23 protein-coding genes are annotated in these 26,360 nt (G+C 69.5%); 10 read left to right on the top strand and 13 right to left on the bottom strand.

Annotation, left to right across the window (positions count from 1 at the left end):
* Window positions 1-3: 3 nt before the first annotated feature.
* Complete coding sequence (locus tag BLT21_RS12525) at window positions 4-975, top strand: glycosyltransferase (RefSeq protein WP_091502649.1); 972 nt, start codon at window positions 4-6, stop codon at window positions 973-975.
* Here the strand turns inward: BLT21_RS12525 and BLT21_RS12520 are convergent.
* From BLT21_RS12520 to glf, 4 genes are read right to left on the bottom strand one after another with little or no spacing between them, the layout of a single operon-like run.
* Window positions 957-1,700: an ABC transporter ATP-binding protein gene (locus BLT21_RS12520; RefSeq protein WP_091502647.1), complete on the bottom strand. Its 744-nt coding sequence runs from the start codon at window positions 1,698-1,700 to the stop codon at window positions 957-959. The genes BLT21_RS12525 and BLT21_RS12520 overlap by 19 nt on opposite strands.
* Window positions 1,700-2,491 carry an ABC transporter permease gene (locus BLT21_RS12515; RefSeq protein WP_091502645.1) on the bottom strand — a complete coding sequence of 264 codons (792 nt, stop codon included), beginning with the start codon at window positions 2,489-2,491 and terminating at the stop codon, window positions 1,700-1,702. The genes BLT21_RS12520 and BLT21_RS12515 overlap by 1 nt, the downstream gene beginning before the upstream one ends.
* Window positions 2,492-2,516: 25 nt before the next feature.
* Window positions 2,517-4,538 (bottom strand): acyltransferase family protein, encoded by a 2,022-nt coding sequence (locus tag BLT21_RS12510; RefSeq protein ID WP_176786907.1) that lies wholly within the window; start codon window positions 4,536-4,538, stop codon window positions 2,517-2,519.
* Window positions 4,535-5,671: a UDP-galactopyranose mutase gene (glf, locus tag BLT21_RS12505; protein WP_091502641.1), complete on the bottom strand. Its 1,137-nt coding sequence runs from the start codon at window positions 5,669-5,671 to the stop codon at window positions 4,535-4,537. The genes BLT21_RS12510 and glf overlap by 4 nt, the downstream gene beginning before the upstream one ends.
* Before the next feature lie 194 nt (window positions 5,672-5,865).
* Between glf and BLT21_RS12500 the strand changes: the two genes are divergently transcribed.
* From BLT21_RS12500 to BLT21_RS12490, 3 genes are read left to right on the top strand one after another with little or no spacing between them, the layout of a single operon-like run.
* A complete protein-coding gene (locus tag BLT21_RS12500; protein WP_143024989.1) occupies window positions 5,866-6,924 on the top strand; it encodes a hypothetical protein in 1,059 nt (352 codons plus the stop codon).
* Window positions 6,921-8,162 carry a polysaccharide biosynthesis protein gene (locus BLT21_RS12495; RefSeq protein ID WP_091502638.1) on the top strand — a complete coding sequence of 414 codons (1,242 nt, stop codon included), beginning with the start codon at window positions 6,921-6,923 and terminating at the stop codon, window positions 8,160-8,162. Before BLT21_RS12500 ends, BLT21_RS12495 begins: the two co-directional genes overlap by 4 nt.
* Before the next feature lies 1 nt (window position 8,163).
* Window positions 8,164-9,177, top strand: coding sequence for a glycosyltransferase (locus BLT21_RS12490; RefSeq protein WP_091502636.1), 1,014 nt, complete (start codon window positions 8,164-8,166; stop codon window positions 9,175-9,177).
* Here BLT21_RS12490 and BLT21_RS12485 read toward each other — a convergent pair.
* Entirely contained in the window at window positions 9,131-9,856 is a 726-nt protein-coding gene (locus tag BLT21_RS12485; protein ID WP_371113445.1) for a glycosyltransferase, read from the bottom strand. The genes BLT21_RS12490 and BLT21_RS12485 overlap by 47 nt on opposite strands.
* A gap of 113 nt (window positions 9,857-9,969) precedes the next feature.
* Between BLT21_RS12485 and BLT21_RS12480 the strand changes: the two genes are divergently transcribed.
* Window positions 9,970-10,848, top strand: a complete 879-nt coding sequence (locus tag BLT21_RS12480; RefSeq protein WP_091503436.1) for a glycosyltransferase family 2 protein — start codon at window positions 9,970-9,972, stop codon at window positions 10,846-10,848.
* A gap of 57 nt (window positions 10,849-10,905) precedes the next feature.
* On the opposite strand, the gene BLT21_RS12475 is transcribed toward BLT21_RS12480, so the two are convergent.
* Genes BLT21_RS12475 through rfbA form a run of 5 tightly spaced genes read right to left on the bottom strand, consistent with a single transcriptional unit; the run spans window position 10,906 to window position 15,322 of the window.
* Complete coding sequence (locus BLT21_RS12475) at window positions 10,906-11,283, bottom strand: DUF2304 domain-containing protein (protein ID WP_091502631.1); 378 nt, start codon at window positions 11,281-11,283, stop codon at window positions 10,906-10,908.
* Window positions 11,280-12,023 (bottom strand): glycosyltransferase family 2 protein, encoded by a 744-nt coding sequence (locus BLT21_RS12470; RefSeq protein ID WP_091502629.1) that lies wholly within the window; start codon window positions 12,021-12,023, stop codon window positions 11,280-11,282. Before BLT21_RS12470 ends, BLT21_RS12475 begins: the two co-directional genes overlap by 4 nt.
* Before the next feature lie 3 nt (window positions 12,024-12,026).
* Window positions 12,027-13,451 (bottom strand): sugar nucleotide-binding protein, encoded by a 1,425-nt coding sequence (locus BLT21_RS12465; RefSeq protein WP_091502627.1) that lies wholly within the window; start codon window positions 13,449-13,451, stop codon window positions 12,027-12,029.
* Window positions 13,452-13,454: 3 nt separating this feature from the next.
* On the bottom strand, window positions 13,455-14,453 hold the full coding sequence (rfbB, locus tag BLT21_RS12460; RefSeq protein ID WP_091502625.1) for a dTDP-glucose 4,6-dehydratase: 999 nt from the start codon (window positions 14,451-14,453) through the stop codon (window positions 13,455-13,457).
* Complete coding sequence (gene rfbA / locus BLT21_RS12455; protein WP_091502622.1) at window positions 14,453-15,322, bottom strand: glucose-1-phosphate thymidylyltransferase RfbA; 870 nt, start codon at window positions 15,320-15,322, stop codon at window positions 14,453-14,455. The genes rfbB and rfbA overlap by 1 nt, the downstream gene beginning before the upstream one ends.
* A 92-nt stretch (window positions 15,323-15,414) precedes the next feature.
* On the opposite strand from rfbA, the gene BLT21_RS12450 reads away from it, so the two are divergent.
* The 5 genes from BLT21_RS12450 to BLT21_RS12430 all read left to right on the top strand — a co-directional run bounded on the left by BLT21_RS12450 (window position 15,415) and on the right by BLT21_RS12430 (window position 23,250).
* Window positions 15,415-17,481 carry a hypothetical protein gene (locus BLT21_RS12450; RefSeq protein WP_143024988.1) on the top strand — a complete coding sequence of 689 codons (2,067 nt, stop codon included), beginning with the start codon at window positions 15,415-15,417 and terminating at the stop codon, window positions 17,479-17,481.
* A gap of 102 nt (window positions 17,482-17,583) precedes the next feature.
* Entirely contained in the window at window positions 17,584-19,581 is a 1,998-nt protein-coding gene (locus tag BLT21_RS12445) for a DUF6541 family protein (protein ID WP_091502617.1), read from the top strand.
* 87 nt (window positions 19,582-19,668) lie between these two features.
* Window positions 19,669-21,657 (top strand): glycosyltransferase, encoded by a 1,989-nt coding sequence (locus tag BLT21_RS12440; protein WP_091502615.1) that lies wholly within the window; start codon window positions 19,669-19,671, stop codon window positions 21,655-21,657.
* Entirely contained in the window at window positions 21,654-22,523 is an 870-nt protein-coding gene (locus BLT21_RS12435) for an ABC transporter permease (protein WP_091502614.1), read from the top strand. Before BLT21_RS12440 ends, BLT21_RS12435 begins: the two co-directional genes overlap by 4 nt.
* Window positions 22,507-23,250, top strand: coding sequence for an ABC transporter ATP-binding protein (locus BLT21_RS12430; RefSeq protein WP_091502611.1), 744 nt, complete (start codon window positions 22,507-22,509; stop codon window positions 23,248-23,250). Before BLT21_RS12435 ends, BLT21_RS12430 begins: the two co-directional genes overlap by 17 nt.
* A gap of 24 nt (window positions 23,251-23,274) precedes the next feature.
* On the opposite strand, the gene BLT21_RS12425 is transcribed toward BLT21_RS12430, so the two are convergent.
* From BLT21_RS12425 to purE, 3 genes are read right to left on the bottom strand one after another with little or no spacing between them, the layout of a single operon-like run.
* Entirely contained in the window at window positions 23,275-24,360 is a 1,086-nt protein-coding gene (locus BLT21_RS12425; RefSeq protein ID WP_091502609.1) for a glycosyltransferase, read from the bottom strand.
* A gap of 3 nt (window positions 24,361-24,363) precedes the next feature.
* Window positions 24,364-25,803, bottom strand: a complete 1,440-nt coding sequence (locus BLT21_RS12420; RefSeq protein WP_091502607.1) for an LCP family protein — start codon at window positions 25,801-25,803, stop codon at window positions 24,364-24,366.
* Complete coding sequence (gene purE / locus BLT21_RS12415) at window positions 25,800-26,267, bottom strand: 5-(carboxyamino)imidazole ribonucleotide mutase (RefSeq protein ID WP_091502605.1); 468 nt, start codon at window positions 26,265-26,267, stop codon at window positions 25,800-25,802. Before purE ends, BLT21_RS12420 begins: the two co-directional genes overlap by 4 nt.
* Window positions 26,268-26,360 lie beyond the last annotated feature (93 nt).

The following is a 26,360-nucleotide window of genomic DNA, read 5'->3' as shown; positions in this document are numbered from 1 at the left end:
CCGGTGAGCGCGCAGGTTTTCGACCCGACATCGGCGACCATCGCCGTCGTCACTTTCAACCGCTCCGCGCTCCTGTCGCGGCTGCTCGAGAGCATCACGCGGATGGATCCGAAGCCGGGACGCGTCGTCATCATCGACAACGCCTCGACCGACGACACCACCTCCGTCGTGGAGTCGTTCCGCGACCGGCTCGGCGCCGACCTCGAGTACCGGCGGCTCGAGACCAACACGGGCGGCTCCGGCGGCTTCAGCGAGGGCGTACGGGTGGCCTACGAGCTCGGATCCGAATGGATCTGGCTCATGGACGACGACGTCGAGGTGCTTCCCGACGGCCTGTCGAAGATGGGGCGCTGGGCGCCGCGGTTCCGCAGCATCCAGGGTCGTCGCTACGACTACGACGGCAGCGAGTTCTACTGGCAGTACCGCGTCGCGGAGCGCATGGGCATCCCGATCCCGTTCGCACCCGCCGGCTTCGGCGACTCGGGGTACAAGGAGATGAACTCCGGCTGCTTCGAGGGCATGTTCATCCACCGCGACATCGTGGCCCGCATCGGACTCCCCGATCCGCGCTTTTTCATCTACTGGGATGACCAGCTGTACGGGTGGCTGGCCTCGCGCATCACGACGTCGGTCATCGTCGACGAGTTCGTCCTGCGCCGTACGCGTGAGATCCGCCAGTGGGACATGGGCATCCGCCACATGAACGCCTCGAGCGACGCCTACCGGTACTACATCATGCGCAACCGGGCGCACATCAAGCAGTATTACCGCACGAAGGGCGTCTACCAGCCCGTGCTGTTCGGTCTGGGAACGACCCTGACCTTCGGCAAGGAGCTCATCCGACTGTTCCTCGTCGAGCGCACCGTGCGCGGCACGTCGCACCTGTTCCGCGGACTCCGCGACGGCCGGCGCATCGCACGCGATCGATCGTGGCGGCCGATGCAGCCGCTGATCGATCAGGCCGCCGCGTTGTAGTCCGCGTTGTACCGATCGAGCACGTCGCCGATCGGGCCGTCGAGGACGAGTGCGCCCTTGTCGAGGTACAGCCCGCGCGTGCAGAAGCGACGCAGATCCTTCTCGTTGTGGCTGACGAAGAACAGCGTCCGCCCCTCGGCGAGCAGTTCGTCGATGCGCTTGTAGCACTTCGCGCGGAAGGCGCGGTCGCCCACGGCCAGCACCTCGTCGACGAGCAGGATCGGCTCGTCGAGCTGCGACACGACCGAGAACGCCAGCCGGACCTTCATGCCGTTCGAGAGGTGCTTGTACGGGGTGTCGACGAAGTCCGCGATCTCGGCGAACGCGATGATGTCGTCGAAGCGACGGCTGACCTCGGCCTTCGGCATCCCGTGCAGCCCCGCGGTCAGCCGCACATTCTCACGCACCGTCAGATCGCCGACGAATCCTCCGGTGATCTCGATCAGCGGAGCGACGCCGCCGTTCACGTCGACGCTCCCCTCGTCGGACAGCAACACACCCGCCACGAGCTTCAGCAGCGTCGACTTGCCCTGCCCGTTGCGGCCGACCACGCCGATCGACTCACCCGGCGCCACGGTGAACGAGACGTCGCGGAGCGCCCAGAACTCGCCCGGACGACTGCGGCGCGAAGCGCCACCGAAGAGGTCCTTGAGGCTGCGCCGGCCCCGCCGGTTGCGGCGGAACCGGACGCCCAGCCCGCGCACGTCGATCGCGAGATCCGCCATCACAGCTCCTTCAGCACGGGACGCTCGAGGCGGCGGAAGACCAGCACGCCGAGCAGGAGGACGAGGATGCTCGTCGCCGCGCCGACGATGACCGACGGGGTGTCCCACTGGTCGGGGAAGAACCCGACGCGATAGAGCGTGAAGATGCCGGCGAGCGGGTTGAACGCCCCGATCTCCTTCGCGAACCCGGGCAGATCCGCGACCCCGTAGATGATCGGCGATGCGTAGAAGAGCGCCCGCAGCACCAGACGGGTCGTCCGCTCGAGATCGCCCCACAGGACGCACAGCGGCGCCACGATGAGCCCGAGGCCCAGCAGCAGGACGACCTGCAGGATCATCGCCACGGGGAACAGCAGGAGCGCCCAGCTGACGGTCGCGCCGCCGAAGACGGCGAAGACCGCGAGCACGGGCAGCGAGAAGAGGAACTCGATGCCCTTGCTCAGGACGATGCGGCCGACCCAGATCGAGCGCGGGATGGATGTCGAGCGGACCAGGCGCGCGTCCTTGTTGAACGCGCGGGTGAAGTCGGTGACCGCCGAGTTGAACCACACCCAGGGAAGCAGGGCGGTGATCAGGAAGACGATGTACGGGTTCTCGCCGACGTCACGATGGAAGACCTGCGTGAACACGAACCAGTAGATGCCGCTCATCACCAGCGGATCGAGCACGGACCACAGATAGCCCAGCGCACTCGTGGAGTACCGCACCCGCAGGTCGCGCGACGACAGCAGCCACAGCGAATGCACATAGCGCCGGGGCGATCCGGGGGCGCCGACGACGGCAGGGCTCACGGGTTCGATCCTATGCGTCACGCCATCACCCGAGCGGGACCCCGGGCATCTCGCGGAGCGCCGCGATGCCCGCCGGAGCCAACGTGGCCGCGTAGGTGCCGGTGAGGTGATTGTCGTCGAGGAAGACGGCCACGTTGCCCACCACGGGGATGCAGACGCCGTCGGGGCAGATGTACTCCGTGAGGTCGAGGGCGAAGACCGACCCCTCGCGGGTCAGCGCCTGCGCGGGGTTCTCGGCGGCGAGCACGTCGCCGACGGGGACGGCGCACGACTCCGATCCCTCGTCCTCCCAGCAGCGGTACATGTCGAAGCCGAAGCGGGGATTGTCGCGGAGCAGGACGACCTGCGACCCCGACGCCGCGATCGCGTCCACGACGGCGTCGAGCCCGTACGGGACGCGCTCCTCGGGCGACATCGAGATGGCTTTCGTCCCGACGACCGCCACGACGTCGACGTCCGCAGCCTCCGCGTACTCGGCCGCCTCGGTTCGCCAGGCGACGCAGTCCTCGTCACCGACCTCGCCCGGCGCGAAGGCGCAGCCGCCCTTCATGACCGCGACCAGGTTCCAGTTCGCCTCGTCGAGGATCGGGAGGAACATGCCGAGCCACTGCTGTGCGTGCGAGTCGCCGAGGACCAGCAGCGTGGGCGCACCCTCGACGACGTCGTTCTCCAGACAGCTCTCTGCAGCGAGCGGCTGGTCGGGGACGCGGGAGCCGGTGCAGCCCCGGCCGACCTCGACCCATTCGTCATCGAGCTGCGTACTCGTAGGTACGACGGGAGCGTCGTCGGCGGCGACGGCCCCGAGCCACGGCATGAGGACCGCCGCGCCCGGATTGTTCTCGGGGCTCGCCGTCGCGGCGCGCACGCTGTCTGCGAGCTGCCAGCTGCCCAGCGGCACGGCGACCAGGAGCACGGCTGCGGACATGACCGCCGCGTTGCGCCGCACACCCGCCATCATGCGTCCCGCGGGCTGCTCGACCGCGCGATGCAGCACGAACGCCGCGGCGACCGAGAGCGCGATCACGACGACGCCGCCGCCGATCCCCACGTCGGTCGAATCCGTGATGGTCATGTAGCCGATGAGGATCGGCCAGTGGACCAGGTAGAGCGAGTATGCGATCTCCCCGACTGCGGCGAGCGGGCGCGAGGCCAGGAAGCGCGCGGACGATGCCGCCGCGGGCTTCTCGGTCTGCCCGGCCGCGATGATGGCCACCGCCGCGAGAGTGGGCCACAGCGCGGCGACGCCGGGGAAGCCTGCTCCGACGTCGAGCACGATGCCGCACGTGACGAGGGCGACGATGCCGCCCCAGCCCAGGGCGGCGGCCGCCCACCGCGGCAGACGGAGGGACGGGAGCAGAAGAGCGGCGAGAGAGCCGAGCGCGAACTCCCACAGCCGGGCGGGCGTGCTGAAGTAGGCCACCTGCTGGTCGGCTCCCACGAGCCAGGTCGAATACAGGAACGAGACGACGAAGACGGCCGCGAAGACGACGCCCAGGACGAGCCGCGCCGACCGTCCGAGGGCGCGCGCTATCAGCACGGATACGAGGATGATCACGGGCCACAGCAGGAACACCTGGCCTTGCACCGAGAGCGACCAGAAGTGCTGCAGGATGCTGGGGAACGTCTCGGTACGTGCGTAGTAGTCGACGGAGCTGTCGGCGAGCTCGCGGTTCTGGACGTAGAACAGCGAGGCCCACGACTGGCTCCACACGGTTCGCCACTGCGAGCCGGGAAGCGCGGCCGCGGTGAACCCCAGCACCGCGAAGATCGTGACGGCGGCCGCCGGCAGCAGCCGCGCGAAGCGCCGGAACCAGAAGACCGGGAGATCGCTCGGCCGGAGACCGTCCGACCTGCGGAGGAAGGATGCCGTGAGGAAATACGCCGAGACGAGGAGGAAGACGTCGACCCCGCCGGAGACCCGTCCGAGCCACACGTGGTAGACCACGACCAGGACGATCGCGAAGGCGCGCAGACCGTCGATGTCTGCGCGCCACTCCGTGGCAGCGGGCCGCCGACGCGTTCGCCGCGGGAGTTCGACCTGAGTCACACCAGCTGGTTGTTCCACATCGACAGCGCCGAGCCGATCGCCATGTGCATGTCGAGGTACTGATAGGTGCCGAGACGACCGCCGAAGTGGACGTCCTGCTCACCCTTGGCGAGGTCGCGGTAGGCCAGCAGGCCCGACCGGTCCTCGGCCGTGTTGACCGGGTAGTACGGCTCATCGGCCCGGGTGGCGAATCGCGAGTACTCGCGGACGATGACCGTCTTGTCGGTCGGATAGCGGTCGGCACGCTCCGGGTGGAAGTGCTTGAACTCGTGGATGCGCGTGTAGGGCGCGTCGGCGTCGGCGTAGTTCATGACGCTCGTGCCCTGGAAGTCGGGGATGTCGAGGACGTCCTGCTCGAAGTCGAGCGTGCGCCACGACAGCTCACCGGCGGTGTAGTCGAAGTACCGGTCGACCGGGCCCGTGTAGACGATCGGGACCTGGCCGACCGTGCCCTTCTTGTTGAGCGGCTGCGACTCGTCGAAGAAGTCGGTGTTCAGCTTCACGTCGATGTTGGGGTGGTCGGCCATGCGCTCGAGCCACGCGGTGTAACCGTCGACGGGCAGACCCTCCCACGTGTCGTTGAAGTACCGGTTGTCGTAGGTGTAGCGCACGGGCAGACGCGAGATGATCTCGGCGGGGAGCTCCTGGGGATCCGTCTGCCACTGCTTCGCGGTGTAGTCGCGGATGAAGGCCTCGTAGAGCGGGCGACCGATGAGGCCGATCGCGCGCTCCTCGAGGTTCTGCGCCTGCTTCGGGTCAAACTCGCCCGCCAGCTCCTGGATCAGAGCACGCGCTTCACCGGGGGTGTATGCGGCCTGGAAGAACTGGTTGATCGTGCCGAGGTTGATGGGCAGCGGGTACACGACGCCCTTGTGGGTCGTGTAGACGCGGTGCACGTAGCTCGTGAACTCGGTGAACCGATTGACGTACTCCCACACCGTGGGGTTCGAAGTGTGGAACAGGTGCGCTCCGTACTTGTGCACCTCGATCCCGGTCGTCGGCTCGTTCTCGGTGTACGCGTTCCCGCCGATGTGGTGGCGCCGGTCGATGACGGTGACCTTGCGGCCCGCGGCGGCGGCGCGCTCGGCGATGGTGAGACCGAAGAAGCCGGAGCCGACGATGAGGAGATCCATGAGAGCACTTTCTGTGTGCGCGACCGGCCGCGGGGCGGATTGTTCGGCCCGGCGCCGCCGACGCGGGCGGAACACAACCCCGCGATTCTACTCAGGCCTACGTGGATGAACGCCGACAGCGCTCGGCATGGCCGCAACATGGGCCGCGATAGGATCGATCGACGCCCGCTCGAAGTGACCCCAAGAAGGCCGTGATGCAACGCGTATACGAACGTATCTTCGTTCTCTACCCGCGGGGGCAGCGAACAGGAGGCCCCGAGGCCCTCCACCAGCTCGTGGACTCGCTGCGACGACAGGGCGCCGATGCCTCGCTCGTACCGCTCGAGTCGACCCGCCACGCCCCCCGGGTCGACGCGTACGAGCACTACGACGCCCCCGAGGCGGCGATCGTCGACCGCCCCGAGTCGCTCGTGATCGCTCCCGAGAGCGCCGTGCACCGCTTGTCCGCTCTGAACCACGCCGGCACCGCGTGCTGGTGGCTGAGCATCGACTACTCGGTGCCCTTCTACTCGCGACAGGAGTACGCCGACCGCGCCTTCGCTCGGCGCATCGGCGTGGCGCACCGGGCCTGGGAGCCGAATCGTCTCGCCTCGACCTACCGGCATCTGCTCGCGCGCACCTTCCGCCGCCGCGAGCTGCGCCCCATGCACCACCTCGCGCAGTCCGAGTACGCCCGGAGCTTCCTGCGTATCGAGGCGGACGTCGACGCCGCGCTGGTGAGCGACTACATCCCCCGCGCGATCATCGATGCGGAGCTGAGCACGGCCACCGAACGTCGGCGCGCCGTCGCGTTCAACCCCAAGAAGGCGAGCTGGGTGCCGGACCTCCTCGGCCCCCACCTCGCAGACGTCGAGTGGATCCCGCTCACCGGCATGACGCCGGAGGGAGTGGCCCACGCCCTGCACTCGTCCGCGGCGTACTTCGATCCCGGATTCCACCCCGGCCGCGACCGGATGCCGCGGGAAGCGGCACTCCTCGGCGCGGTCTCAGTCCTCGCACGCCGCGGGGCCGGCGCCTTCTGGGCCGACACCCCGCTCCCGTGGCAGCACAAGGTCGCCGTGACCGATGTGTTCGCCGCCGACGCGGCCGCCGCGCTCGAGACGGTGCTCGCCGCGCCCGCGCAGGCGGCCGCCGAGCAAGCCCAATACCGACGCTGGATCGACGGCGATCGCGAGCGTTTCGACAGCGAGGTGGCCGGGGTTCTCCTCGACGGACGCTGGGCGGACGACACGCCGATCCTGCCGGCGCGATGATCGCTGCCGTCAGGCGCTTCGGGGGCCTTGCGCTCCTTCCGTTCCTCTCCCTGGCGATCCCGTTCGCGATCCTCCCCGTGATCTCGCGGGGTGACGAGTCCGCATGGGCGGCCGTCGGCATCGGAGAGTCTGTCGGAGCCGTGGTCGCGCTCGTCATCGGCTACGGGTGGCCTCTCGTGGGCCCGTCGCGTGTCGCGGCGCTCGACGACGCGCGCGCACGCGAGCTCTTCACGATGAGTCTCGTCTCGCGCAGCATCGTGGCCGTCGTGGCTGCGGTGCCGGCAGCCCTGCTCACGGCGCTCCTGGCGCCCGGCGGCTCCGCCGGGCTCGCGGTGGCGGCGATGGCGGCCGTGGGCGTCGCCGGTCTCTCGCCCTCATGGTTCCTCATCGGCCGCAGCGAGCCGCGGGCCATCGCGATCTACGACCTTCTCCCCCGTCTCGCGGGCGCTCTGCTCTCGGCCGCCCTCGTCCTCGCCGGCGCCCCGGTGATCTGGTACCCGGTCGTCATGCTGACCGTGACGCTCGGGGGCATCGTGTGGTTCTGCGCGCGCCGCGCGGCGCGACCGCCGCGCGGCTCGGTCCGGGTCGGGTTCCGTTCGCTGCGCGACGACATCCAGCCCGCGCTCGCAGTCGTCGCAGCGGGCGTCTACAGCGCCGGCACGGTGGCCATCGTCTCCATCGCGGGCACGACGTCGGTCGTCGCCGTCTACGTCGTCGCCGACAAGGTGCTCAAGGCAGCCCTCACCGCGATCGTCGCCGCGACGAACGCCGTGCAGGGGTGGGTCTCCGAGGACGCGGACCGCGCGGTCATCCGAGCGCGCGGCTGGCGCGGCACCTACATCCTCGGCGGCATCGGCGTCGTGGGGGCACTGGGCATCGGTCTGCTCGGGCCCTGGGCGACGACCGTCGTCTTCGGGCAGCGGGTCGCGATCGACGCGCTCACCTCCGTGGGCATCGGCGCCACGTTCTTCGCGATCGCGGTGAACTCGGCTTTCGGGCGCCTCCTGCTGACCCCCCTCGGCGCGATCCGCTGGGTCACGCGGAGCACGTTCGTCGGCGCGGCCGTCGGCGTCCCGCTCATCGTGCTCGGCACCGCCCTGGGGGGTGCCCCGGGGGCAGCCGCGGCGTTCGCCCTCTCCGAATTCATCGTGGTGGCGGTGCAGGTCGTGGGCTACCTCGCCGTGCGCCGCGCCGACCGCGCGGCATCCGACGCGTGCGCGAACGACGAAAGGGACTGACATGGCATCCGACGCATCCCGAGGCTACGTCGTCCTGGCCGCCTACCGGCCGGACCCCGAGCTTCTCCGGCGGCAGCTGCTGTCGATCCAGGCGCAGACGCTCGAGGACTTCGTCTGCCTCATCAGCGCGGACGGCGAGCCCGCGGACGTCGAGAGTCTCGTGCACGACATCGTCGGCGAGGACGGACGTTTCCGCGTCATCGGCTTCGAGGATCGGTCCGGCTTCTACGGCAATTTCGAGCGCGGCCTGTCCGCCGTGCCGGCGGACGCCGCCTGGATCGCACTGTCCGACCAGGACGACTACTGGTACCCCGCGAAGCTCGCGACCCTCGTGCCCCATCTCGCACGCGCGACGGTGGTCGCGGGGCAGGCTCGAGTGGTGACCTACCCTGAAGGGCGCGTGGTCGCGGCGACGACCGCGCGCAAGGACACCGCTCCCCTCGCGTTCTTCCTCGACAACCAGTTCACCGGTGGTCAGATGGTCTTCCTCCCGGCGGCGCTCCGGGTGGCACTGCCCTTCCCCCGCCTCTCCACCCCCGCCGAGGTGCACGATCACTGGATCGCCGTGTGCGGGGCGGCGATCGGCGGTGCCCGCGTCCTCGACGAGGTCGTCCAGGACTACGTGCAGCACGGCAACAACGTCATCGGCGAGTCGACCGGCGGCGTCTCGCTACGCCGCTCGATCCGCACCGCTCGCTCGATCGCCGAGCGGTTCGAGGGGTCGGACGGCGTCGCAGGCGTCCTGCGGGCCACCTATCGGGTCGGCGCCGGTTGGCGCGAGACCATGGCCGAGGCGCTGTCGACGCGACTGCCCGGCAACCCCATCGCGGAACGCGCGCGACGTCTCTACGGCGCGGGACGCCGAGACATGCGCACCGCCCGCGCCGTGATCCAGATGGCCGTGCGCGGACAGGTCTCGTACCGTTCCGCCCTGGAATACCTCGCGGGCGGCGTCGCCGGAGCGCTCGTCAGGATGCGACGCGGATCCGACCGCGCCGCCGAGAACGTCGCATAGCCTCAGCCGCGGCGCGCGCCATCGCGACGCGGGCACCGAGGACCACGCGCACCGGACGGTTGCCGCGCGCCGAGGCGTTCGAGGCATGCACCCGACGATCGATCGTGTCCTCGGTGAGATGCACGACGCCCCGGTTTGCGTTGCCGACGTATCCGACCCACTGGTCGTGCGTCTCGGTGACGTATGCCGGGAAGGGCAGCAACTGATTCACGAGCTCGCGCCGGAAGGCCATGCAGCATCCGTAGTAGGGGCGGAGGCCCGTCCACACCCAGAAGACGTTGGCGAGCCAGCGGCGCGGCGTCGTACCACGCAGCCGTCGCGCCTGGACAGGCGTCAACGAGCCGCCGAACGCGGCGAAGTTGGACACCACGAGAAGGGAGTCGCGCAGGGCCTCGACCATGCGGTCCACGCGGCCGGGACGCCAGATGTCGTCCTGATCGCTGAGGAAGATGACGTCGCCGCGCGCGACGGAGATCGCCCGCTCGAATGCGCGGACATAGCCCTGATTCCGCGGCGACTCGTGGACGACGATGCGCGTATCGTCCAGGGCGCGGATGATCGCGACGGTGGTGTCGCGCGACGCGTCGTCGACGATCACCAGCTCGTCGTGAGGACCGAGCTGAGGCAGGATCGACTCGATCTGCTCGCGGACGTATTTCTCGCCGTTGTACGTCGCCATGCAAACGGAGACCGTCACCGCGCGAGAGGCGGCCTGACTGGACATGGGTGACCTCCGTTCACGAACTAGGATATTAGTCGACCGCTGCCCCGGCTTGGAGATCCCCTGTGCCCCTGAAGATCGATGTCATGCTGCCCTACTACGGCGACGTGGACCAGATGAAGCTGGCGGCTCGGAGCGTCCTGCAGCAGACCTACGAGGACTTCCGGCTCGTGGTGCTCGACGACGGCTACCCCGATCCCGAGCCGCAGCGATGGTTCGCCTCCCTCGAAGACCCGCGCGTCACCTACCTGCGGAACGAGCAGAACCTCGGAGCCAACGGCAACTACCGCAAGGCCGTCGAGCTCGTCGAGGCCGAGTGGTTCGTCATGATGGGCGCCGACGACGTCATGCTTCCCGATTACCTCGAGGCGGTCGTCTCGGCCATCAGCCGATTCCCCGCGGACATCATCCAGCCCGGCGTGCGGGTCATCGATGAGCACGGCCGGATCGTCCAGCCGCTGGTGGACCGCGTGAAGGCCGTCCTCGCGCCGCGCGTCCCGGCGGGTGGGGGCGCTCTTGCGGGCGAGCCCGTCGCCGCGAGCCTCATGCGGGGCGACTGGGCGTACTTCCCCTCGCTCGCGTGGCGCACCGAGCGGGTCCGCGACATCGGGTTCCGCAACGGACTCGACGTCGTCCAGGATCTCGCGCTCATCCTCGACATCATCAAAGCCGGAGGAACCATGGCGGTCCTTCCGGAGGTCGTGTTCGAGTACCGTCGCCACTCGCAGTCCGATTCCTCGGTGCGCGCTCTCGACGGCCGCCGATTCGACGAGGAGCGGCGGTTCTTCCTGGAGGAGGCGGCGAGCTTCGACGCGCTCGGATGGCGTCGTGCCGCCCGAACCGCCCGGCTCCACCTGACCTCGCGGCTCAACGCCGCCTCGTTGCTCCCCCGCGCGGTGCGCAAGGAAGCCGGCTCTCCGTCGGCCCTGCTGCGGCATCTGCTGCGCTGACGTCGCGCCGACGCTCACGGATGCGGTGACCGGGTCTCGACCGGGTCGCCGCATCCGTCATTCCGTGCCGGTGGACCGCGGCGGATCGATCCGCTGATCGGCTTCGAGCGCGTCGAGCCGGGCGCTGAGGATCGCGACGTCCTCGGCGAGTCTCCGGGTCTCGTCCTCACTCATCGACAGTTCCCACGACAGGTGCAGGGCGACACCCAGCAGCACCGCGAGCGCGGTGGCGAAGAGGAGATTGACCGGCAGCTCGACGCCGAGCACATCGGTCGCGGCCTCGAGCACGCCGGGGAAGACCCCGAGCACGAGGACGATGACGCCGAGCACCAGCCAGAGCACCGCGTACTTCTCGCGGATGCGCCGCAGGATGAGCAGACGCACGACGATGACGAGAAGCGCCAGTGAGAACACAACGCCCAGGACGACGATCACGGCTGGGTTCCTCTCTCGCGGAAGGCTCGGGGTTTGGGCCTCACGATGGCCAGCGCCAGGGCGAACACCGAGCGGAACAGATAGATCGTCGAACCGAGCGCCCCCTGACTGGGTGTCCCGTGCTGGCGGGGGCGCATCGCGACCGGCACCTGCGTGACGCGCAGACCCGCGTGGACGGCGGCGACGAGCGAGTCGATGGTGTCGCCGAGGTACTCGGCCGGGTAGTACTGGACATACTGCGCGATCGCGCGCTCGCCCGCCGCACGGAACCCGCTCGTGACGTCCGTCAGCCGTACCTTCGCGACCCGCGAGAGCACGCCGGCGAGGGCCACCATCGCCCAGCGCCGCGGACCGCGCACCGAGTAGTCGCCGACCTCGGCGAAACGGGCGCCGATCGAGATGTCCGCGTGCTCCAGACCCGACAGCACCGATTCGATCTCGCTCGGGTTGTGCTGACCGTCCGCGTCGACCTGGATGGCTCGGCGGTAGCCCCGCCGCTGCGCATACGTGAAGCCGGTGCGCATCGCGCCGCCCACACCGAGGTTGAACGACAGCGGCAGGACGACGGCCCCCGCGGCCCGGGCGACGCGCTCCGTCTCGTCGAGCGAGCCGTCATCGATGACGATCACGTCGTACGTGGGGCTGACCGCCTGGATCTCGCGGATCGTGACCGCGATCCCCTGCGCTTCGTTCCACGCCGGCACGAGGACGGCGACGCGCTCGGGTGACACCACGGCCATCCCTCAGCGCTCCGCGCCGACGTACGTCGCGAGATGCTCGTCCGCGTTCGATGACTCGAACCCGGCGCGGCGGAGCTTGTCGAGCTCGAGCACGCTGCTCCGCGGGCGCGGCGCGACGGGCCCGGTCGCCGACGCGAAGTACTCGTCCGTGCTGACGGGCGAGACGCGCGCCGCCTCGTGCCCGCTCAACTCGAACACGTGGGCCGCGATGCGGTCCCAGCTGCGGGGGTCGCCCGCCCCGGTCAGGTTGTAGACACCGGGCTCGGCGTTCGTGTCGAGGAGGTGACGGATACCGCGGGCGATGTCGTCGGTGAAGGTGAGCCGGCCGATCTGGTCGTCGACGACTCTGGGGTCGATGCCGCGTTCGGCGAGGGACGCCATGGTGCGGACGAAGTTGTTGCCGTCGCCGATGACCCAGCTGGTGCGGACGATGTAGTGGCGCGGCACCACGGACACCACGGCATCCCCCGCGGCCTTCGTCTGGCCGTAGACGCCGATGGGCGAGACGGGGTCGTCCTCGCGGTAAGCGCCGTCCTTCGTGCCGTCGAAGACGTAGTCGCTGGAGACGTGGACGAGGGTGATCCCGTTGGCGGTGGCGATGCGGGCGAGGGCGGCGACGGCGGTGACGTTCGCGGCCCAGGCGTCGATGCGTCCCTCCGCCGTCTCCGCGAGGTCGACCTTGGTGTAGGCGGCGGCGTTGACGATGGTGCTGTAGTCGCGCCAGCGTCGCGCGGTGGCCAGACCGGGCGAGGTGAGATCGAGCTCGTCGCGGCCGGCGTATTCCACCCACGGGTGCTCGCCGAACTCGGCGCGCAGCGCCCGCCCGAGCTGTCCGTTGGCACCGGTCACCAGGATGCGCTGGGGGGGCATGGGCACGACGTCTGCGAGGCGGGGGTGGTTCTTGTCCTTCTCGCTGATCTCGACCTGGTCGAGCGGGATCGGCCATTCGATCGCGGCGGTCTCGTCGGCGAGGTTGAGGAAGGTGTACGTCGCGTCGGGCGACCAGTGGTCGTTGACGAGATAGGTGTAGGCGGTGTCGGGCTCGAGGGTCTGATACGAGTTGCCGACGCCGCGGGGCACGAAGATCGCGCGGGAGGGATCGAGCTCGGCGGTGTACACCGCGCCGAACGTGGGTCCTTCGCGCAGGTCGACCCAGGCGCCGAAGATCCGGCCGGTGGCGATCGAGACGTATTTGTCCCAGGGTTCGGCATGGATGCCGCGGGTGGTGCCGATCGCGTCGTTGAACGAGATGTTGTTCTGCACGGGACCGAAGTCGGGGAGGTCGATGCCGGCGGCGATCATCTTCTCGCGCTGCCAGTTCTCCTTGAACCAGCCGCGGGAGTCGCCATGCACGGGGAGGTCGAGGACGACCAGCCCCGGGATGGGGGTCTCGGTGACGGTGAGCTTCTTACCGAACTCGATCGACACGGGTCACTGCCCCTTCGAGGCGTAGAAGGCTTCGACGCCGTCCTTCGCGGGAGCCCACCAGGTCTCGTTCTCGCGGTACCAGTCGATCGTGGCCTTCAGCCCCGCTTCGAAGTCCTGGTAGCGGGGCGTCCAGCCCAGTTCGGTGCGGAGCTTGGTGGAATCGATCGCGTAGCGCATGTCGTGCCCGGCACGGTCGGTGACGTGGTCGTACGCATCGGTGGGCTGGCCGCTGAGCGCGAGGATGAGCTCGACGACGGACTTGTTGTCCTTCTCGCCGTCCGCGCCGATCAGATAGGTCTCGCCGATGACGCCCTTGTCGAGGATCGTCAGCACGGCCGAGGAGTGGTCGTCGGCGTGGATCCAGTCGCGCACGTTCTCGCCCTTGCCGTAGAGCTTGGGGCGGATGCCGCGCAGGACGTTGGTGATCTGACGAGGGATGAACTTCTCGACGTGCTGGTACGGACCGTAGTTGTTCGAGCAGTTGCTGATCGTCGCCTTGACTCCGAACGAGCGCACCCACGCGCGCACGAGCAGGTCGGAGCCCGCCTTGGTCGAGGAGTACGGCGAGGACGGGTTGTACGGGGTGTCCTCGGTGAACCGCGCCGGGTCATCGAGCTCGAGATCGCCGTACACCTCGTCGGTGGAGATGTGGTGGAACCGCTTGTCGTGCTTGCGCGCGGCCTCGAGCAGCGTGTACGTGCCGATGATGTTGGTGTCCAGGAACGGACGGGGGTCGTGGAGGGAGTTGTCGTTGTGCGACTCCGCGGCGTAGTGCACGACAGCGTCGACCTGGCCGAACAGCTCGTCCACGAGCGCAGCGTCGGCGATGTCGCCCTCGACCAGACGCACCCGATCCTCGGGCAGGCCCGCGAGCGAAGCGGCGTTGCCGGCGTACGTCAGCTTGTCGAGCACGATCACCGTGTGATCGGTGTGCTCGAGGACGTGGTGGACGAAATTCGAACCGATGAACCCGGCGCCGCCGGTCACGAGAAGCGTTCCCATCAGCGTCCCCTCTCCAGAATCTCCAGCAGGTACGTTCCGTACCCGGACTTGACGAGCTTGGTGGCCCGCTCGCGCAGTTCGTCGTCGGTGAGGAACCCCTGCCGCCAGGCGACCTCTTCGGGGACACCGATGCGCAGGCCGGTGCGGCGCTCCATCGTGCGGACGTAGTCGGCGGCGTCGGTCATCTGATCGAACGTTCCCGTGTCGAGCCACGCCGTGCCCCGCGGGAGGACCTCGACCTGCAGCTTGCCCCGTTCGAGATAGGCGCTGTTGATGTCGGTGATTTCGTACTCCCCGCGCGGGGAGGGCTCGAGGTTGCGGGCGATGTCGATGACGTCGTTGTCGTAGAAGTAGAGGCCCGGCACGGCGTAGTTGCTCTTGGGCTCGGCTGGCTTCTCCTCCAGCGACACCGCCTTGCCGTCCCCGTCGAACTCAACCACGCCGTACGCGGAGGGCTCACCCACCCAGTACGCGAACACCGCGCCGCCGTCGATATCGGCGTAGCGCTTGAGCTGCGAGCCCAGGCCCGGGCCGTAGAGGAGGTTGTCGCCCAGGACGAGGGCGACCTTGTCGTCGCCGATGAAGTCCGCCCCGATCGTGAACGCCTGCGCCAGCCCGTCCGGGGACGGCTGCTGCGCGAACGTGAGCGAGATCCCGAACTGCGACCCGTCGCCCAACAGTCGTTCGAAGAACGGCGCGTCGTGCGGGGTCGTGATGATCAGGATGTCGCGGATCCCTGCGAGCATCAGCGTCGACAAGGGGTAGTAGACCATCGGCTTGTCGTACACCGGGATCAACTGCTTCGAGACGCCCAGGGTGATCGGATGCAGCCGCGTGCCCGAACCACCGGCGAGAATGATGCCCTTCACCCGTTAATCGTGCCACACGGCGCCCCCGGCTCCCGGGACCACGTCCGCCCGCCGCTCCCGGCGTTTTCCCACCCGTGGGACACAATGGGGGTGTGTCGTCAACATCCCGAGCCAGCCGCGCGGCCGCCGCCGCGGCGCTGACCGTCTTCGCGCTCGTCCTTGCGCTCATTCCCGGAATGGCATCGGCCGCGGAACCGACCGACGTGTCGGCAGCGCCCACCGCGGCGACCGCGCCGGTGACGGCGACCGCATCCCCGGTTCCCGCGGCGGTCGACATGTCGACCTTCAACCCCGGCAACATCATCAGCGACGAGGTGTTCTTCGATCGCACGACGATGGGCGAAGTCGACATCCAGGCGTTCCTCAACGCGCGCGGCGAACGATGCTCCTCGGGTCACACCTGCCTGCGCGACTACCGCATGAACACGGTGACCAAGGCGGCGGACTCGTACTGCGCCGGGTACTCGGGAGCGGCCAACGAGAGCGCGGCCCGCATCATCGCCAAGGTCGCGGCCTCGTGCAACATCAACCCGCAGGTCCTGCTCGTCACCCTGCAGAAGGAGCAGAGGCTCGTCACGCGGGGCGACCCGGGTCCGGGTCACTACCAGTTCGCCATGGGTCAGGGATGCCCCGACACCGCCGCGTGCGACAGCCGCTACTACGGCTTCCAGAATCAGGTCTACGGAGCAGCGCGACAGTTCCAGATCTACGCCGAAGGACGGTACTTCACCTGGTATGCCCCGGGTCGCACCTGGAACATCCTCTACCACCCCAACTCCAGTCTCGGCTGCGGCAGCTCGCCCGTCTACATCGTGAATAAGGCCACCGCCGGCCTCTACTACTACACGCCCTACCAGCCGAACCGTGCGGCGCTCGCCGCAGGCGGGGGGACAGGCGACACCTGCTCGTCGTACGGCAACCGCAACTTCTTCCGATTCTTCACCGACTGGTTCGGCAGCACTCAGGGCGCGCAGGGCAACCTCGTCCGCACCGCGTCGGCACCGCAGATCTACGTCGTCGTCAACGGTGTGCGCCGTCACGTGCAGTCGCAGGAAGATCTGTCGGTCCTGACCGCCCGCCTCGGCCCGGTCGCCGTGATCAGCGATGGGCGCATGGCGCAGCTCCCGCGCGGCGCCGCCATGACCCGCCTCGCCCGGGATGCGCGGGACGGTCGGATGTATCTCCTGCAGGCCGACGGGACGAAGCACCACTTCACGTCGGCGAGCCTGGTTACGCGCTACGGCTTCGCCATGGACAACTACCTCGACCTGCCCGCCGCGCAGCTCGACGCCTACAGCTCCGGCGCAGCCGTCGGCGACCTCTTCCGTGCCGACGACGGCCCCGAGGTCTTCAAATACGACGCCGGCTCCCGACGCCACATCTACAGCCAGATCGCGTGGGACCAGGAACGACGCACGCTCGGTGACTACGTCGCGGTCCTGCCGCGCACCACCGTGAACACGTTCCGCACGGCGGCGCCGCTGCTCGGGGCCGGCGTCCTCGTGAAGGAGACGAGTTCCCCGGCCGTCTACGTCGCCGGATACGGCGACGAGCTCATGCACCTGCCTTCCTGGGCACTGGCCTCGGAGGCCGGGCTCAGCGCCCGCGCGGTGGTGCCCGACACGACGCTGCGCTCGCACCGCGTCGTCGGCACCCTCGCTCCGATGCTGCGCTGCGGCGATCGCACGGGCGTCGTCGGCGAGGGCGGCCTCAATCGCGTCACCGGCACCTTCTCCGGGTCGCCTGCCACGGTCCCCGCCTCGATCTGCTCGGCGCTGACGTGGTCGTCCAAGGTCGTCGAGGGGCCGGTCTTCATCGGCACGAACGGTGGCTCGCGCATCTACACCGCCTCGACGACGACGCTGCGGCACGTCCGGGATGCCGACGTGCAGCGTCGTCTCGCCGACGGGAAGCCCATCCGCGTCGTCTCGTGGTCGCCGGACATGATCGCCACGATGGCCGCGGGCGCTCCGCACCTGTCCGACGGCAGCTTCGCGCAGTTCGGCGATGCCCGCGTCTTCGTGGCCGACGGCGCCGCGATCCGTCACGTCCGGAGCCTGGAGACCCTGCGCAGCCTGGCGGGCCCCGGCCCGATCGTCGTCGAGCAGCTCCCCTCCGCCTTCCTGGGGTCGTACGTCGAGAAGGCCGCGATCGACTGATCGGCCGGCGCCGCCACGGCCGGATCGGTCCGTCGCGGCGGGGTCTCCCAGGTCCCCTGCGATACCCTCGACGACGGTCCGAACACAGCAGGGAGCACGTGAATGTCCGATTGGTTCGGAGTCTGGCCGGTCATCCTCCTGACCATCGCGACCGTCTTCCTCCCGGGAGCGGTGCTCGTATCGGCTGCCGGGGCGCGCGGCCTCGACCGGCTCGGGCTCGCCGCGCCGACCAGCTTCGGACTCGCCGGAGTGGTCGCGGTGGCAGCCGGCCTGATCGGCCTCCCGTTCACGCCGGTCACCTTCGCGATCGCCACCCTGGTGACCGCCGTCGTGGCGCTCCTCGTGCGCCTCTTTCTGCGCCGCCGACTGCCCGAGCGCGCCGCCCCCGTGCGCCCTCGTCGCGCGCGCGGAGGCGTCGTCACCGGCGTCGTCGTGCTCGCGGCCGCGATCGCGATCCCCGCCGTACTGATCGGGCGACGAGTCCTCCGCGCGTTCGGCGGGCCCGAGAACATCGCGCAGCTGTTCGACAACGTCTTCCATCTGAACGCGGTCAAGCACATCGCCGAGACGCAGTCGGGTTCGTCGCTCACCCTCGGCAACCTGACCGAGGCGTCTCGCGGCTTCTACCCCGCCGCCATGCACGATCTCACCGCGGTCGTCGTCCAGCTGGGCGACTTCGCGGTGCCCACTGCCGCCAACGCCATGGCCCTCGTCATCGCGGCCGCGGTCTGGCCGATCTCGATGATCTTCCTCGTCACCCGCGTCTTCGGCGTCCGGCCGGCGCCCATCCTGCTCGCGGGGGTGCTCAGCAGCGCGTTCGGCGCCTTCCCGCTGCTGCTGATGTCGTGGGGCTTGGTGGCTCCGCTCATCACCGCCACCGCCATGCTCCCGGTGGCCGTCGCACTCCTCATCCAGGCGTTCGGGCGCGACAGCCGACGCGGGCAGTCGCGCTGGACCGCGGTGCTCGCGCTCGTTCCGGTCTCGGCGGGAATGGCGCTCACGCATCCGAGCACGATCGTCGCGGCATCCGTGATCGCGTCGCCCTTCGTGATCGCGCGCATCGTCGCGGACGTCCGCGGCCACGACGATGCGCGCCGCCTGCGACTGCTCGTGAGCGGGGCGTACCTGCTCGGCACCGTCGCCGCGTTCGTCGTCGCCCGTCCCGACCTGGGCGCCGCGGAGTGGAGCGCCGTCGAATCGACCACCGCATCGGTCGGTGCCGTCGTCACGTCGGCACCGCTCGGCCTCGCTCCGACCTGGGCGGTGACGGTCCTGGTGGCCCTCGGCGCCGTCGTCGTGGTCCGCTCCCCCCGCCGGTGGTGGCCGCTGCTGGCCGGATACCTCGGGGTCGGCCTGCTCTACATCGTCGTGGCGAGTTTCGCCGACGGGCCGCTGCGCGACGCGTTCTCGGGCGTCTGGTACCGCGACACCCCGCGCATCGCAGCGCTGATGCCGGTCGCCACGATCCCGCTGGCCGTCCTGGGGGGCCTCGCGGTGGTTCACGGGGCGACGACGCTGACGACGCGCCTCGCTCGCCGCCGCGGACTGCCGTTGCGGCGCCCGGCACGCATCGCGCTGGCCGTCGGCACGGTGCTCGCTGTCGTCTTCGTGCCGCTTTCACAGGGCAATCAGCTGCGCGAGGCCGAGTCGCTCGTGCGCTACGTCTACACCTACAGCGACGACGCCCGGCTGATCTCGCCCGAAGAGCGCGAGCTGCTCGAAGAGGTCGACGCATACGTTCCCGCCGACGGCGTCGTCGTCGGCGACCCGGGCCTGGGCGCCTCGCTCGTCTACGTGTACTCCGATCGCACGCCGCTCGCGCCGCACATCTTCGGCCTGCGCAGCCCCGACGAGGACCTGCTCCTCACCCGGTGGGACCGGGTGGGGCGCGAACCGGCGGTCTGCGAGGCCATCGAGGAGCTCAACGCGTACTGGGCTCTCTCCTTCCCCGGTCTCGACGCGCTGGGCCGTCCGGCGGAACTGCCCGGCCTGACGGACTTCGACGCTCCCGGCATCCGCGAGGTCGCGCGCGTCGGCGACGCGGTGCTCTACGAGGCGACGGCGTGCGGACCGGTGCCGCAGCCGGATGCCGGGACCTGAGGCCCAGCGGCCCGCCCGGACCGCACACCCCCCGTACAATCCTCTGGGACCCGCAAGGGGACCATCGATGAGAAGTGAGAACGCACTATGACGACGAGTCCGCGCGAACAGACGACCGCCGAGTGGGTCGCGGTCCACAACGTCGTCTTCCCCGTCGGCGGCGACTCCACCGTGCTCCCGCTCTACGTCGACGAGGGCTCGGGCACGCCCGCCCCCACACCCGACACGCTCCCCGCGAACCAGCGCCAGCTCTTCGGACTGCTCCGGGACTCGCTCCACGCCGAGGTCCGCGGATCCGGCGGCACCCGCATCTCCTACGAGCGGCGCGGCGTCCGCCTCGAGCCGCACACCCGCATCTCCTTCGCCACCTACTTCAACGCCTTCCCGGCGGCGTACTGGCAGGAGCACACCGACGTCGCCACCGTCCGTCTCGTCGTCGACGTCGAAGGATCGGCCCGGATCGATCTGTTCCGATCGAACGCGCGCGGCAAGTACGTGCGCATCGAGTCGAGGAGCGCGCACGACGGTCGCGCCGAGTTCGAGGTCCCGCTGCGCTCCTTCGGTGACGGCGGCTGGCTGTGGTTCGATCTCGAGACCGATGCCGAGGCGGCGTCGATGTCGGCGGCGGAGTGGTCCGTCCCGGTCAGCTCCCGCCACCGGGGGCCCACCCGGCTCACGGTCGCGATCCCGAGCTTCAACATGCCTGAGGCCTGCCTCGACCAGATCCGTCGCTTCGACGACCACCCCGAGACCATGGCGGTCGTCAGTCGCGTCGTCATCGTCGATCAGGGGACTCGCCGACTGCGCGAGGCCCCCGACTTCGACGAGACCGCCGCTCGCCTGGGCGACCGGCTTACCGTCATCGAGCAAGCCAATCTCGGAGGCTCCGGCGGCTTCTCCCGAGGGATGGCGGAGATGCTCGCCGACGAAACGTCCGATGCCGTCCTCCTGCTCGACGACGACGCCGAAGCGGAGCCGGAGAGCGTCATCCGCGCCGCCCGCTTCAACGACTTCACCCGCCAGCCGCTCATCGTCGGTGGCCACATGCTCAATGCGAACGCGCGCACCGTGCTCCACAGCTTCGGGGAGACGCTCAACTTCGACTCCTTCTGGTGGGAGCCCGTCGACCGGCAGCTCGCCATGCTCGACTTCCGCAATCGCAGCATCCGGACGACGCCGTCGCTGAGCAAGCGCATCGATGTCGCGTACAACGGATGGTGGATGTGTCTCGTCCCCCGCGAGGTCGCGGAGCGCATCGGCCTCTCACTGCCGCTGTTCATCAAGTGGGACGACGCCGAGTACTCGCTGCGCGCCGGCGCAGCGGGCATCGGGACCGTCTCGCTTCCCGGCATGGCAGCATGGCACGTCCCGTGGGACGAGAAGGACGACGGCCTCGACTGGCAGGCGTACTTCCACCAGCGCAACCGCTGGGTCGCTGCTCTCCTCCACTCGCCGCACCGCCGCGGCGGCTCACTCGTGCGCAAGAGCTTCGCTTCCGACCTCAAGCACCTGCTGTCGATGCAGTACACCGCGTCGAGGCTCCGCGGAGACGCGCTCACCGACGTGCTGCGCGGGCCCCGCCACATGGACGGCACGCTGGCGTCGAGCGCGGCCCGCGCCCGGCGTATCGCATCCGAGATGCGCGACGGCGCACTCATCACCGAGCGGGCCGCCTACCCCGCCGTGGCCCCCCATCAGAAGGGCGTGCGCCATGTGCGCGTCCGCCCGCAGCGCAACATCGTGACGTTCGTCGTCAACGCCGTGCGCGGCATCGCGCACCAGCTGCGTCCGGTTCGCGCGAACGCACCGCAGGACCGCGTCCGGTCGGTCGACGCGAAGTGGTGGCGCCTGTCGGGCATGGACGTGGCCCTCGTGGGCAACGCGGCTGGATCCGGCGTCTGGGAGTATCGGCGCGACCGCACGACGTTCCGCCGCGAGCTGCGGCGCAGCATCCGTTCGCACGTTCTGCTGTACGTACGCTGGAATCGGGTCTCGGCGGCATATCGGGCCGACGCGGGCAACCTCGCGTCGGCCGAGCGATGGTGGTCGATCTTCCGGAATGAGGACAAGGCGTGAGCGCGAGCCAGACGTCGACGGGTTCGGTGCTCACCGAACCCGGTCGTTCGGGGAGCCTCATCGAGGTCTTCCGTCGGCGGTACCTCCTCTCCCTCGTCGTGCGGAAGGAGGTCGGCATCCGGTACCGGGGCTCCGCTCTCGGCTGGTTGTGGTCGTACGTCAAGCCGCTCGTCCAGTTCGCGGTGTTCTTCGTCGCTCTCGGCGTGTTCCTGGGGCTCAACAAGAGCATCGACAACTACCCGATCTACCTGCTCGCCGGCATCACCGCCATCACTTTCTTCAACGAGGCGTTCTCGAACGGCACGCGATCACTCGTCGACAATGCCGCGCTGATCAAGAAGATCTACCTGCCGCGCGAGATGTTCCCCGTCGCCAGCACCCTCGTCGCCGCGATCAACACGGTGCCGCAGATCGCGGTGATCATCGTGATCGCGCTGTTCTTCGGCTGGGCGCCCACCGTGCTCAGCATCGCCGCCCTTCTTCTCGGGCTCGTGATCATCGCCCTGCTCGCGACCGGTCTCGGCATGCTGTTCGGTTCCATCAACGTGACCTTCCGCGATGCCCAGAGCTTCGTCGAGATCATCACGATGATGTCGGTGTGGGCGTCGCCGGTGATGTACCAGTGGGAGATGGTGCGCAACGAGGTGCCGGAGTGGCTCTTCGTGCTGTACCGCCTCAACCCGCTCACGTCCGCCGTCGAGCTCTTCCACTACGGACTCTGGTACCGCATGGGATCGGCGACGGCCGAGCCGATCCCCGATCTGTGGGGCTACGCCGGGTACGCCTTCGTGTTCTCCGTCGTGCTGCTCATCGTCGGGCAGTTCGTCTTCCGCCGATTGGAGGGGCGCTTTGCCCAGGATCTCTGAGCCCGACGCGCAGCCGCGCATCGTCGTCGACAGCGTCCGCAAGAGCTTCGTCCTGCGTCACACGCATTCCTTGAAGGAGACCTTCGTCGCCGCCGTGCGGCGCAAGCCGCTCACGACACAGTTCCACGCACTCGACGGGGTGTCGTTCGACATCGCCGAGGGCGAAGCGGTCGCCCTGCTCGGATTCAACGGCTCGGGAAAGTCGACGACGCTCAAGATGATCTCCGGCGTGCTCCGACCGGACACCGGCAAGGTCCTGACCCGCGGCCGAGTCGCCGGTCTCATCGAGGTGGGTGCCGGCTTCCACCCCGACCTGTCGGGTCGGGAGAACATCTTCCTCAACGCGGCCATTCTCGGCATGAGCAAGCGCGAGACGGAGGAGCGGTTCGACGAGATCGTGGCCTTCAGCGAGATCGAGCAGTTCATCGACACCGAGGTGAAGCACTACTCGTCCGGCATGTTCCTGCGGCTCGCGTTCTCGGTCGCCATCCACACCGAGGTCGACATCCTCCTCATCGACGAGATCCTCTCGGTCGGCGACGAGCCTTTCCAGCAGAAATGCCTCGCGCGCATCCGCGAGCTGCACGCCGCAGGCAAGACGCTCGTCGTGGTCTCACACGATCTGAACATGGTGTCGGACCTGTGCGAGCGCGGCGTGTTCCTCAAGGACGGGAAGATCGAGTTCGACGGCCCCAGCAAGGAGGCCGTCGCGCGGATGCGCGGCTGACGTCGTCCGGCGTCGCACCGGGCGTCACAGTTCGGCGTGCAGGGCCCAGACACGCTCGGCGTGGTCGCGCCAGGAGAAGGCCCGGCCTCGATCGGCGGAGCGCACCGACCATCGATTGAGCTCCTCGGCGGACGAGAGCACCTCGCCCGCCGCATCCCGCAGTCCGGCGAACGGCGCGACCCGCGCGCCGTCGAGCAGCACCTCGCGGTGCACCGCCGAGTCGGCGGCGACGACGGGGACGCCCAGCACCATGGCCTCGACGGCGCGCCAAGGGAAGCCGGAGCCCTCGTGGAGGGCGATCACGATCACGGCCGCGTCGAGCACGGCGGCGCGATCGGCAGCGTCGAGGCGACCCGGGACGATGACACGGTCGCGGTCGATGCCCGCCGCGGCGATGGCACCCGCGACATCGGCGGGCTCGTCGAAGACCACGACGCTCGCCGTCTGCTCGCCGGCGATCGAGGCGAGCACGTCGCGCACCTGCTCTTCCGTGCCGCCGGCGACGACCGCCACACGGTCGGGCACGCCGAGGGCGCGCCGTCGCCCGACGGCATCGGTCGGGACCCGGAACCCGGTCGCAGCCGCCCCCGGGATGACGCGGATGCGTCCCGCGAGCTTGGGGGCGTGCTGGGTGAGGCGGTCGGCGATCGCGTGCGCGGGGACGACCACGGCGTCGGCGTGCTTCTCCGCGCGCTTGAGCAGGGCACGGTGGGCGAGCACCGTGGCGCGGGGGAACAGCGCCGGGGTCTCCCAGACGGCGAGGTCCCACACCGTGACGACGGTCTGCTCGTTGTCGTGCGCCCGGTCGTGCTTGACGAGCGGCGCCAGCAGGGTGGGAGCGTGCAGGAGGCCGCCGGCGACGCCGCCGGAGATGCCCATCGGCCAGGACGTCAGCAGCCCGGTCCGCGGGAACGGCGCACGCGCGGTCTGCGTCAGGCCGACCATCGCGCCCGCGGCATCCACCGCGTCCGAGGGCACGACCGCCGCGACCTCGCACTTCGCGGGGGCCGTCTCGAGGAGGGCGCGGGCGACCTCGAGCGAGGCCTCGGCGGTGTCGGCGTCGGCGACGTCGACGAGCTGGTCGAGGACGACGCGCAGCACGGTCGTCATGCCTCAGCCCTCCGGAGTGGGTGACGGTGTGGGCGGATGCAGGGCGTCCTGGACCATCTGACGCGCGAGCGCGAAATCGGGCGACGCCTCTTCGATGCCGTTGGCGGGCGTGAGCTCGATCGTGGTCAGGGGCTGCTCCTTCGCCTTCATCGCGATGTCGGCGAGGAACGGCAGCAGGTCGGCGGGGATGTCGGTCTGCACGAGCACCTGACCGGCGTCGGCGATCTCGGTGAAGCGGTCGAGCACGTTCTGCGGGGTCATCTGAGCGAGGATCGCCTCCTGGAGCTCGCGCTGCCGGCGCATGCGGTCGAAGTCGCTCGTGGTGTAGCGCGATCGCGCGTACCACTGAGCGGTGTCGCCGTCCATGTGCTGCTGACCGGCCTCGATCCACCCCTCGGCCCAGTCTTCGGCGCTCTGTCCCTCGTACTGGGGCCCGCCGCCCTTGGGCAGACGCTCGATCACGTTGATGTCGACGCCGCCCAGGGCATCGACGAGGTCGGCGAAGCCCTTCATGTCGATGAAGACGTAGTACGGGATGGTGATCCCGAGGATGCCCTCGACGGCATCCTTGGTCGCCTCGACGCCCGGAGCCGACCCGTCGCGCACCGCATCGGGGTAGAGGGCGTCACCGTCTCGGCAGACCTCGACCTCGGTGCGGAGCTGGTTGATGCCGCTGCTCCACCCGCACGTGGGGTCGATGCGCCCCTCGTGGACGTCGGGGTAGAGATCCTTCATGGGTCCCTCGGCGAAGGGGAAGTGTCCCATGTCGCGCGGGACGCCGGTGATGGTCGTGGCGCCGGTCTCGGCGTTCACCGACACGACCGAGATGGAGTCGAAACGCATCGAGTCGCGGCCCTCGCCGCTGTCGGCGCCGAGCATCAGGATGTTGTAGTACCCGTCGGACGGCGGCACGCTCGGACCGCTGGCGCCGAAGACGGTGCTGAGCGTCTCGCGGACGGAGTTGACGCGGTCGAAGGTCCACACGGCCGCCGAGGTCGAGGCGACGGCGAGCAGGATGGCGAGCAGGGGCACGCCGACGCGGGCGAGTGTGCCCGCGCGCACGAGCTTCACGAGACGCAGGGTGTCGGCCGTCAGCACGATCCAGAGCACCGCGTAGAAGGCGATGACCGCCTGGACGATGAGCAGGACGAACCAGTTGGTCGCCGCGGTCAGCAACAGCGGACGCCAGAGCAGCCCCGTGAGCACCGTCAGCAGTGCGATGAGCCACATCACGATCGTCGCCGCGAGTCCGAAACGGCCGAGTCGTCGGCTGCCCGCCAGGACCTGCGCCGAACCGGGGAGGAGGAAGTTGAGGACGACGAGCCACCACCCGCGACGCCCCATCACCTCGGGCGAGGAGGTGTCGGGATGACGAAGAGGACGTTCCTCGATGATGCCGCCGCGGGGGCGCGCCGTGCGGCGCGGCGGAGCGGCGACGCTCACAGGGATTCCTTCAGCCGGCGGTTCTTCTCCTCGACCTGCTGCTCGAGCCCGCGCGCGTACTCCTCGAGCCGGTCGGCGAGCTCCGGGTCGGAGGCGCCGATGATGCGCGCGGCGAGGAGGCCGGCGTTCTTGGCGCCGTTGATCGAGACCGTCGCGACCGGGATGCCGCCCGGCATCTGGACGATGCTCAGCAGCGAGTCCAGCCCGTCGAGCGTCGCCAGCTGGACCGGCACCCCGACGACGGGCAGAGGAGTGAGCGACGCGAGCATCCCGGGCAGGTGCGCCGCACCGCCGGCACCCGCGACGATGACGCGCAGGCCGCGCGCACGAGCCTCACGGCCGTAGCGCAGCAGCTTGTCGGGCGTCCGGTGAGCCGAGACGACCTCGACCTCGTGCGCGACGCCCAGATCGGAGAGCGCCTGCGAAGCGTCGCTCATCACGCGCCAATCGGAGTCCGAACCCATGACGACTCCCACGAGCGGGGCGTCCGACGAATGCAGCGGCGAGGATGTCACCGACCCAGGTTAGGCGGGGCACCTGAGGAATCCCCGGAGCGG

The organism is Microbacterium sp. cf332, from assembly GCF_900102175.1.
Classification (GTDB): Bacteria; Actinomycetota; Actinomycetes; order Actinomycetales; family Microbacteriaceae; genus Microbacterium.
Note: the sequence above shows the minus strand (reverse complement) of the source record. Positions and strands in the feature narration are given on the sequence as shown.